Origin of the sequence: Streptomyces sp. NPDC089915 (assembly GCF_040684675.1) — a bacterium.
In the GTDB taxonomy this organism is placed as follows: domain Bacteria; phylum Actinomycetota; class Actinomycetes; order Streptomycetales; family Streptomycetaceae; genus Streptomyces.
In genome coordinates, this window is the sequence record NZ_JBFBGN010000196.1 from 1 (window position 1) to 9,518 (window position 9,518).

Annotated in this window: 9 protein-coding genes; 5 read left to right on the forward strand and 4 right to left on the reverse strand. The window is 76.6% G+C overall.

Annotation, left to right across the window (positions count from 1 at the left end):
- The 3 genes from AB0O29_RS32535 to AB0O29_RS32545 form a co-directional block, all read left to right on the forward strand.
- On the forward strand, positions 1-234 hold a 234-nt coding region (locus AB0O29_RS32535; protein ID WP_365159000.1), incomplete at its 5' end, for a hypothetical protein.
- Between the two features lie 89 nt (positions 235-323).
- Positions 324-1,466, forward strand: a complete 1,143-nt coding sequence (locus AB0O29_RS32540) for a hypothetical protein (RefSeq protein ID WP_365159003.1) — start codon at positions 324-326, stop codon at positions 1,464-1,466.
- Positions 1,463-1,711: a hypothetical protein gene (locus AB0O29_RS32545; protein WP_365159006.1), complete on the forward strand. Its 249-nt coding sequence runs from the start codon at positions 1,463-1,465 to the stop codon at positions 1,709-1,711. The genes AB0O29_RS32540 and AB0O29_RS32545 overlap by 4 nt, the downstream gene beginning before the upstream one ends.
- Before the next feature lie 63 nt (positions 1,712-1,774).
- On the opposite strand, the gene AB0O29_RS32550 is transcribed toward AB0O29_RS32545, so the two are convergent.
- Complete coding sequence (locus AB0O29_RS32550; RefSeq protein WP_365159009.1) at positions 1,775-3,172, reverse strand: gluconate:H+ symporter; 1,398 nt, start codon at positions 3,170-3,172, stop codon at positions 1,775-1,777.
- An 11-nt stretch (positions 3,173-3,183) separates the two neighbouring features.
- Complete coding sequence (locus AB0O29_RS32555; protein ID WP_365159011.1) at positions 3,184-3,699, reverse strand: gluconokinase; 516 nt, start codon at positions 3,697-3,699, stop codon at positions 3,184-3,186.
- 131 nt (positions 3,700-3,830) lie between these two features.
- On the opposite strand from AB0O29_RS32555, the gene AB0O29_RS32560 reads away from it, so the two are divergent.
- On the forward strand, positions 3,831-4,541 hold the full coding sequence (locus AB0O29_RS32560) for an FCD domain-containing protein (RefSeq protein WP_365159014.1): 711 nt from the start codon (positions 3,831-3,833) through the stop codon (positions 4,539-4,541).
- A 25-nt stretch (positions 4,542-4,566) separates the two neighbouring features.
- Here the strand turns inward: AB0O29_RS32560 and AB0O29_RS32565 are convergent, their stop codons facing one another.
- Entirely contained in the window at positions 4,567-6,468 is a 1,902-nt protein-coding gene (locus tag AB0O29_RS32565) for an ABC transporter ATP-binding protein (protein WP_365159017.1), read from the reverse strand.
- Between the two features lie 148 nt (positions 6,469-6,616).
- Here AB0O29_RS32565 and AB0O29_RS32570 point away from each other — a divergent pair, with 148 nt between their 5' ends.
- Complete coding sequence (locus AB0O29_RS32570; RefSeq protein WP_365159020.1) at positions 6,617-8,608, forward strand: AMP-binding protein; 1,992 nt, start codon at positions 6,617-6,619, stop codon at positions 8,606-8,608.
- Here the strand turns inward: AB0O29_RS32570 and AB0O29_RS32575 are convergent.
- A partial coding sequence (locus tag AB0O29_RS32575) for a hypothetical protein (protein ID WP_365159023.1) occupies positions 8,560-9,518 on the reverse strand: 959 nt, incomplete at its 5' end. The two genes, AB0O29_RS32570 and AB0O29_RS32575, sit on opposite strands and share 49 nt — an antisense overlap.

Here is a 9,518-nt window from a genome sequence, read left to right on the forward strand (position 1 = left end):
GGCCAGGAAGCGCTCGTAGCCGTCCGTGGTGCGCAGGGTGGCCAGGTGGTTCGCGAGGCCGCCGATGGTGGGGCCGTAGGAGCGCTCGTTGTCGTCTGGGCCGTCCTGCTCCCGGGCCCCGACCAGGGCCCCGACCAGGGCCCCGGTCCCGGGCCGCGCGCCGCCTTCCGGGAGGCGGCCTTCGCCCCCGCCGACGTCACCGCACGGGCTCCGGCGGGCGGCCCACTCCCGTAGCGCAGTCGGAGCGCGCCGCTCGCGGGGCCGTCGTACGGTGATCCCGTCAGCCGCCCGAAGCCGCCCTACGCAGCCCCCGCGAGGAGCCCATGTCCGACGCCGTGACCGCGCCGGCCACCGACCCCGACGCCGGGGCGCTCGACGCCCTGTGCCGGGAACTGGCCGAGGCCGCCGACGCCGTGGGCGAGGCCGCCCGCTACGCCTCCGGGCTCGCCTTCGGCGCGCGCCTGCCGGCCGGGGCCCTCGTGGCCCGCAGCAGCCGCGGGCGCCGCGCCTGGCGGACCCTGCTGCGCACCCTCACCGACCCGGCCGGGCTCGGCTGGGCCCCGCGCGGGCGCGGGGTGGCCCGGGCCGGATGGCTCGCCGGGGTCCTGACCCGGCGCGAGAACCTGGCCGTCAGCGCGGCCGTCTGCGGGCTGAGGACCCGGATCCGCGTCGCCAGCACGGGCCGGCCCGAGCTGCTCGCCGACCCCGGCTGCGCGGCCGTCCTGCGGGCCGTGGAGGCGGGCCGGCAGGCCGACGCGGCCCGTGCGTTCCGCACCCTGGTGCGCGAGCGGGGCGCCGGTCAGGCCTTCACCCTGCTCGCCCCGGCCTTCGCGGACATCCTGGCCTGGCACGCGCTGACCGACGAGAACCCCTTCAACGACCACGCGGGCTGGCAGGTCGCCACCGGCCGGGCCGTGCCCGCCGAACCGCTGCTCGGGATCGGCGCCGCCCTGCGGGCCTTCTGCGGGCGCGACCCGGGCGGCGACGGCCCGGGCACCGCCGGGACCGGTCCGCCGGAGGCGTTCGACACCACCGGCACGCTCGCCGGATACCTCCGCAACACCGTCCTGCTCGGCGGGTCCGGGACGCTGCTCGTCCAACGGGTGACCGGACCCGACGGGACCCTCCGCCACGTCGTCCAGCTCCCCGACCGGGACGCCGGCTACGCCCCGGAGGTGGCCCGGGCGCTGCGCGCGCTGGTCCCCTCCGGAGCCGAACTCGTCCTGATCGGCCACGGGACGGGCGCGGTCACCGCCATGGACCTGGCCCGCGACCGGGAGTTCACGGCCGTCTACCGCGTCGCGCACGTGTACGCCGCCGGCTCCCCGGCCGACGCCCGCACGCCCGCCGACCCCCGCACCCGGGTGGTCTTCCCGCCCGGCGGGGACGAGCCCGCCCCCGTCGACGGGAGGGTGACGGACAGCCGGCTCCTCCCGCTCGCCCCCGCCCCCCGGAGGAACCCGTGAGCGACCGCCGTCAGCCGCGCCCCGCCCCGTCCGCCCCCGCCGACGGCCTGCGCGGCCACTGCGCCGCCCTGCGCTCCCACGCCCGGCGGCTGCGCGCGGGCGCGGCGGCGCTGGAGTGGCGGGGCCCGCAGGCCGACGCCCTGCGCGCCGAGGTGTCCGCCCTCGCGGACCGCTGCGCCCGCGCGGCCGACGGCTTCGCCCTGGCGGCGGCCCAGCTCGACGGTCCGGACCCCCGGCGGTCCTGACGCGCCGGACGTTCTGACGCGCCGGGGTCCTCACCTGCCCGGGTCCTCACCTGCCGGGGGTCCTCACAGCACGAGCGACAGCAGCAGGACGAAGCCCAGTCCGACGACGGAGATGATGGTCTCCATCACCGACCAGGTCTTGACGGTCTGCCCGACGCTCATCCCGAAGTACTCCTTGACCAGCCAGAACCCGGCGTCGTTGACATGGCTGAAGAACAGCGAGCCCGCGCCGACCGCCAGCACCAGCAGCGCCGTCTGCGCCGTCGGCAGGCCCGCCGCGAGGGGGGCCACCAGGCCGGAGGCCGAGATGGTGGCGACCGTCGCCGAGCCGGTCGCCAGGCGGATCGCCACCGCGATCAGCCAGGCCAGCAGCAGGGCCGGGACCGACCAGTCCTTCGACAGGTCCAGGACCATCCGTCCCACGCCCGCGTCGATCAGGGTCTGCTTGAACCCGCCGCCCGCGCCCACGATCAGCAGGATGCCCGCGATCGGGGCGAGGGACCGCTCCACCGTGGACGAGAGCCGCTCCCGGTCGAAACCCGCGGCCCGGCCGAGGGTGAACATGCCGACCAGCACGGCCGCGAGCAGGGCGATGAGCGGGGAGCCGACGACGTCCGCGAACCGGCGCACCCCGGCGGCCGGGTCGTCGACCACGATGTCGGCCAGGGCCTTGAACAGCATCAGGACCACCGGCAGCAGCACCGTGCCCACCGTCGCGCCGAACCGGGGCCGCCGCCCGGCCCGCGCCGGCGGGGTCTGCGCGGGCGGCTCCTGCGGCGCCGGTATGTCCACCCAGCGGGCGGCGTAACGGGAGAACAGCGGCCCGGCGACGACCACAGTCGGCACCGCCACGAGCACCCCGAGGGCCAGGGTGACGCCCAGGTCGGCGTGGAGCGCGTCCACGGCGACCAGCGGGCCGGGGTGCGGCGGGACCAGCCCGTGCATCACCGACAGCCCGGCCAGCGCGGGGATCCCGATCCGCATCAGGGACCAGCCGCCGCGCCGGGCGACCAGCAGCACCACCGGGATCAGCAGCACGATGCCGACCTCGAAGAACAGCGGCAGCCCGATCACCGAGGCGATCAGCACCATCGCCCACGGCACGGCGCGCCCCCGGGCACGGGCCAGGATCGTGTCCACGATCTCGTCCGCGCCGCCGGAGTCGGCGAGCAGCCTGCCGAGCACCGCGCCGAGGGCGATGAGCACCCCGACGCCCGCGACCGTGGAGCCGAGTCCGGCGGTGAAGCTCGCGATCGTCTTGTCCGCCGGGGCCCCCGCGAGGAACCCGAGGGCGAGCGAGCCGATCGTCAGGGCGAGGAAGGCGTGCAGCCTGAAACGGGTGATGAGCAGGACGATGACGGCGATGCCCGCGAGGACGGCGAGTCCCAGCCGGGCGTCGCCGGCCGAGGTGATGGGCGCCGGAGCGGCGGCCGCCAGGGTCGCGACGCTGAGACCGGTCACGGTGGGGCTCCTCAGTTCTCGAACGTGCGCAGGGCGGCGAGCGCCCGCTCGGTGATCTCCCGCGGCGTGCCGGCGATGTCGACGGCGATCCCGGGCTCGTCCGCCTGGAGCGGTTCGAGCACGGCGAACTGGGAGTCCAGCAGGGAGGCGGGCATGAAGTGCCCGGTACGGGCGGCCATCCGCCCCTCGACCAGCGCCCGTTCGCCGGTGAGGTGGACGAAGACCGCGCCCCCGGGCGCGGCGGCCCGCAGCCGGTCGCGGTAGGCCCGCTTCAGGCAGGAGGCGGCGACCACGCCGCCGCCCGGCGCGCCCCGCTCGCGCATCCACGCGCCGACGGCGTCCAGCCAGGGCCACCGGTCGGCGTCGTCGAGGGGGATCCCGGCCGACATCCTGGCCACGTTGGCCGCGGGGTGGAAGGCGTCGCCCTCGGCGTACGGGACGCCCAGCGCCGCCGCGAGCAGCCGGCCCACGGTCGTCTTGCCCGTACCGGCCACACCCATCACCACGATGACGCGCTGGGAGCCCACGTCGTACCTCGCCGTTCTCGCCGCTTCGTTGCAGGAGCACCACTGAAGCGCATTAAGTACTACTTATTCAAGACCCTGACCCCGAAAGGTCGTATCTTTCGACGCTCGGGGCGTCACCGTACGCTTGCGCCATGACCACCGAAGGCAGTCCGGGCCCAGGACTCCACTCCCAGGTGCTGGACACCCTCGGCCTCGCGATCACGGCGGGGGAGCACCCGCCCGGCAGCGTCCTGCGCACCGACGGGATCGCCGGGCGGTTCGGTGCCTCGCGCACCGTCGTACGGGAGGTGGTCCGGGTCCTGGAGTCGATGCGGCTCGTCGAATCCCGCCGCCGGGTGGGGGTCACCGTCCGCCCGCCCGAGGAGTGGAACGTCTACGACCCGCACGTCATCCGCTGGCGGCTGGCCGGCGCCGACCGCCCCCGCCAGCTGCGCTCGCTGACGGTGCTGCGCTCCGCCGTCGAACCCGTGGCCGCCGGCCTCGCCGCGTCCCGGGCCACCCCGGAACAGTGCGCGCGGCTCACGGAGGCCGCCCTCGGCATGGTCCGCACCTCGCGCGGCCACCAGCTGGAGGGCTACCTCCTGCACGACGTCGCCTTCCACCGCACCGTGCTGGAGGCCTCCGGCAACGAGATGTTCGCCCGCCTCGGCGACGTGGTCGCCGAGGTCCTCACGGGCCGCACCGAGCACGCGGTGATGTTCCACGACCCCGACCCGGCCGCCGTCACCCTCCACGTCCGGGTCGCCGAGGCGGTCCGCGAGGGCGACGCGGCTGCGGCCGAGGCCCTGACCCGGGAGATCGCCCTCGGCGCCCTGGAGGAACTCGACGTCCTCGCCCCGTAGGCCGTCTCCCGCGCGCGGCCCGGCCTCAGCCGGCCGCCGCGGTGCCGCGCGTCGCGAACTGGGTGCGGTACAGCTCCTCGTAGCGGCCGCCCGCGGCCAGGAGTTCGGTGTGGGTGCCGCGCTCCACGATGCGGCCCTCCTCCACCACCAGGATCAGGTCGGCTGCCTGCACCGTGGAGAGCCGGTGCGCGATCACCACCGCCGTCCGGCCCGCCAGGGCCTCGGCCAGGGCCTCCTGGACGGCCGCCTCGGAGGTGGAGTCCAGGTGCGCGGTGGCCTCGTCCAGGATCACCACCCGCTGCCGGGCCAGCAGCAGCCGCGCGATGGTCAGCCGCTGCCGCTCCCCGCCCGACAGCCGGTAGCCGCGCTCGCCGACGACGGTGTCCAGGCCGTCCGGGAGGGAGGCGACCAGGCCGTCCAGGCGGGAACGGCGCAGGGCCTCCCACAGTTCCTCCTCGGCCGCTTCGGGGCGGGCCAGCAGCAGGTTGGCCCGTACCGACTCGTGGAAGAGGTGCCCGTCCTGGGTGACCATGCCCAGGGTGTCGCGGATCGAGTCCGCGGTCAGGTCGCGCACGTCGATGCCGCCCAGGCGCACCGCGCCCGCGTCCGCGTCGTACAGGCGCGGCAGCAGCTGGGCGATGGTGGACTTGCCCGCGCCCGACGAGCCGACCAGGGCGATCATCTGGCCGGGCTCGGCGCGGAAGGACACCTCGTGCAGCACCCGCGTGCCGCCCCGCGCGTCGAGGACGGCCACCTCCTCCAGGGAGGCGAGCGAGACCTTCTCGGGGGAGGGGTAGCCGAAGGAGACCCGGTCGAACTCCACCGCCACCGGGCCGTCGGGCACCCGGCGGGCGTCCGGCTTCTCGGCGATCAGCGGCTCCAGGTCGAGGATCTCGAAGACCCGCTCGAAGCTGACCATCGCGCTCATCACCTCCACCCGGGCCCCGGCCAGGGCGGTCAGCGGGGCGTACAGCCGGGTCAGGAGCAGGGCGAGGGCGACGACCGAGCCGGCCTCCAGGCTGCCGCGCAGGGCGTAGTGGCCGCCCAGGCCGTAGACCAGGGCGAGGGCCAGCGCCGAGACCAGGGTCAGGGCCGTGATGAAGGCCGACTGGGACATCGCCGTCCGGATGCCGATGTCCCGCACCCGGGCCGCGCGCGCCGCGAACTCCGCCGACTCGTCGGCGGGCCGCCCGAACAGCTTCACCAGGGTGGCGCCGGGCGCGGAGAACCGTTCCGTCATCTGCGTGCCCATCGCCGCGTTCAGCGCCGACGCCTCCCGCTGCATCCCGGCCATCCGGGTGCCCATCCGGCGGGCCGGCAGCACGAACACCGGCAGCAGCACCAGCGCCAGCAGGGTGATCTGCCACGAGATGCTCAGCATCACCCCCAGCGTCAGCAGCAGGGTCACCACGTTGGAGACCACCCCCGACAGGGTGTTGCTGAAGGCCCGCTGCGCGCCGATCACATCGTTGTTGAGGCGGCTGACCAGGGCCCCCGTCCGGGTCCGGGTGAAGAAGGCCACCGGCATCCGCTGGACGTGGTCGAAGACCGCCCGGCGCAGATCGAGGATCAGGCCCTCGCCGAGGGTCGAGGAGAGCTTGCGGGTCAGCAGGCCCAGACCCGCCTCGGCGACCGCGATCACCGCGATCAGCAGGGCGAGCCGGGTGACCTTCCCGGAGTCGCCGCCCCCGCCCGCCTTCGCCCCCTGGACGATCGCGTCCACGATCCGGCTGGCCAGCAGCGGGGTGGCCACCGCGAGCAGCGCGCCCACCACGCTCAGCAGCAGGAAGAGGGTCAGCCCGCGCCGGTGCGGGCGGGCGAAGGAGGCGATCCGGCGCAGGCTCGCCCGGGAGAACGGGGGCCGGCCGCCCTGCTGGGCGTTGATCGCGCTGTGCAGTGAGTGCCAGGCGGTGACTTCCATGTCCATGACCCCCACGGTAGAACCTCGACCAAACTTCAGGTCAAGGGAACGGCGGGGCACCACCCCCAGGAGTCCGCCGGCGGTCAACTCCCGCTGACGGAAAGGATTCACGAGAACCCCGTGCCCGCTCCGGGCGCGGTGGCATCATCGGGGAATGACGCAGGCATCGCACTCGGCCGGCCCCGGCCGGCCCGCCGCCGACACCGTGCTGGAGCGCTTCGAACAGTGGGCCCGCGACACCCCCGGGGCCCCCGCCGTCCTCGTCCGACGGGACCCCCTCCCCGCCACCACCTACGCCGAACTCGACGCGCGCGCCAACCGGCTCGCCCACCACCTCCTCGGCCGGGGCCTGCCCCCGCACGCGCGGATCGCCATCGGCCCCGCCCGCCGCGAGGAGGCCGTCGTCGCCCTCCTCGCCGCCCTCAAGGCCGGCGCCGCCTACGCCCTGGTCGACTCGGGCGACACCCGCACCGCACGCCTCCAGCTCACGGCCCTCGCCCCCGACCTGCTGATCACCGACGCAGCCGGAGCGGCCCGCCTCGACCGGGGCGGGGGCCCGCCCGCCCTGCTCACCGACGAGGAGGCCGAGGGGATCGCCGCGCGCCCCGGCCACGCCCCGGACCGCTCCCCGCAGGCGGCGGCCGCCCTGCTGTTCACCGGAACCGCCGTCCCCCGCCCCGTCCCCGTCGGCCACGCCCTGCTGCTCGCCGCCCACGACGCCTGGTCGTGGGTGGCCCGCCCGGCCCCCGAGGACCGCCACCTGTTCACCGGCGGCCCGGACCTCACGGCCTTCGCCGCAGGCTGGACCCGCGCCCTGTGTGCCGGCGGCGCGCTCGTCCTCCCCGAAGGACCGGCCTGGCGGGCCGGCGGGATATCCGAGGCGCTCGCCGACCGGGACGTCACCGTGCTGCACACCGACCCGGCGGGCGCCCTGCGCCTCCTCGACGACGGCCCGGGCCCCACCGCCCGCCCGGCGGCGCCCGGGCCCGCACCCCGGCTCGCCTCACTGCGGCTGCTCACCGTCACCGGGGACCGGCTCTACCTCGACGAACACACCGCCCTCCAGGACGGGCTGGGCCCGGGCGCCCGCGTGCTCAACGTGTACGGCCCCGCCGAGGCCGCCGGCGTCGGCACCTGGTCGGAGCTCCCGGGGACGCCCCGCCCCCCGGACGCACCCGAAGGGCTCGCCCTGCTCGGCACCCCCTTCCCCGGCTGCCGCGTCGACCTCGGCGACGGGGAGCTGCGCCTGACCCCGCCCGGCGGCGGCGACGCGCTGGCCACCGGTGACCTCGCCGTGCTCCGCCCGGACGGGCTGCTGGAGTTCGCGGGACGGCTGCGCGACCGGATCACCCTGGACGACGGCAGCCCCCTCGACCCCCACCCGGTCGAGTCCGCGCTCCGCACCCACCCCGACGTCGGCGCGGCCCTCGTGGCCCCCGTCCAGGACGGCGGCAACACCCGCCTCGTCGCCTACCTCGCCCCGCCGCCCGGCGCCGCCCCGGCCGCCGGGGCCGCGGGCGTCGAGGAGCTCCGCGCGCACCTGGCGGACCGGCTGCCCGCCGCCGAGGCCCCGGCCCGCCTGGTGCGGTTGCGCGCCCTGCCCCGGACCCGGGCGGGCCAGGAGGACCGGGCGGGGCTGCCCCAGCCCCCGAAGCCCGGCGCCCGGCCCGCGCGCGGCGGCAAGTACGGGGCCGGGACGGGCGGTGAGCTGCCCGGCTGCTTCGGCTTCGGCTGCGCGGCGGTGCCGCTGGCCGTGCTCGCCCTGCTCGCCACCGACCTGATCTGGCCCGGCTCCACCGACCTCACCGGCGTGCCCGGCCCGTGGTCGTTCCTCTTCTCCCTGCTGTACTTCCTCGAATGCTCGGCCTTCGCGGCGGGGCTGCTCTTCCTGTTCGCGGGCCGCAAACGGATGCCGCGCCCGGGCCCGGGCCGGGGTCTGACGGCCGCCGCCCACCTGGCCGTGGCGTACCTGCTGATGGCCTGGTGGCCGCAGGACAACCTCTACCGGCTCGCCGCGAAGCACGACTGGCCCCGGCAGGCCGCCCTCGTCTACACCTTCAACGTCCCGCTGATGATCGCGGGAGCCGTGGTGGTCCTCTACCTCACCCGTGCGCCCGCGGCCTCCCGGCCCGGACCGAAGGACTGATCCGCCGGCCCACCGAGGCCCTCGCCCACCGCGAGGGCCCGTTCCCGCACCAGGGCGTCGGCCGCGTCCAGCGCCTCCGGGCCGCGCGCGGCCAGCAGTACGCCCAGCCAGGGCGCCGGGTCGAAGGCCCCCGTCGGAATGGCCGGCACGAACACCGCCCCGAGCTCCGCGCAATCCCGTTCCAGCGCGGCGCACACCTCCTCCAGCTGGGCCTCCGGCAGCCGGGCGCCCAGCTCCACCCGGTCCGCGATCCGTACGAGGTGCCCCGCGCCCCGCAGTTCGTCGAGCCGGGCGGCCGCCATGAACGCCACCGACGGGCCGGTGAGCCGCAGGTTCGTCTCGGTCGGCGCGAGCCGCCCCGCCGCGTCCGCGACGAAGTCCACGTCGAACCAGCCCCGGTGGCCGGCCGCCGCCAGCTCCCGGCCCACCGCCGCGCCGAAGGCCAGCAGCGGCCCCTCCAGCCGGGCGGGCACCACCCCCGGGCCCACCGTGGCGCCCCGGTACGCGCCGTCGGCCACGTCCATCAGCGCCGCCCCGACCGGGTGCGGGCGGCCCCCGGCGTCCACGAAGCCGTCGTAGGTCAGGTCCCGCGCGGCGCCCGCCTCCGCCGGACCGGGCACGTACTCCTCCACCAGCAGCGGGCCGCGCGGCAGGTGCCGCAGCAGGGCCCGCGCCCCGCCGGCCGCCCGCACCCGCCCGGGCGTCACCACGGTGGTGCCCGAACCGCCGACACCGTGCTCCGATTTGAGAACGGTGCTCTCCCCGGCCCGGGCCCGCGCGGCCGCCCGGCGGACCGCCGCCCGGCGGGTGCCGGTATATCTCGACGGGAGCCGGTCCCGCCAGACGTGAGGGGGTTCAACCGTGTGGTCGTCCACCGAGATGATCTTCGGGAAGGTCTCCATGGTTCTTA

What these genes read in the sequence shown, in the direction of transcription:
- AB0O29_RS32560 (WP_365159014.1), top strand. Translation starts at nt 3,831, where the DNA reads ATGACCACCGAAGGCAGTCCGGGCCCAGGACTCCACTCCCAGGTGCTG.
- AB0O29_RS32565 (WP_365159017.1), bottom strand. Translation starts at nt 6,468, where the DNA reads ATGGACATGGAAGTCACCGCCTGGCACTCACTGCACAGCGCGATCAAC.
- AB0O29_RS32540 (WP_365159003.1), top strand. Translation starts at nt 324, where the DNA reads ATGTCCGACGCCGTGACCGCGCCGGCCACCGACCCCGACGCCGGGGCG.
- AB0O29_RS32570 (WP_365159020.1), top strand. Translation starts at nt 6,617, where the DNA reads ATGACGCAGGCATCGCACTCGGCCGGCCCCGGCCGGCCCGCCGCCGAC.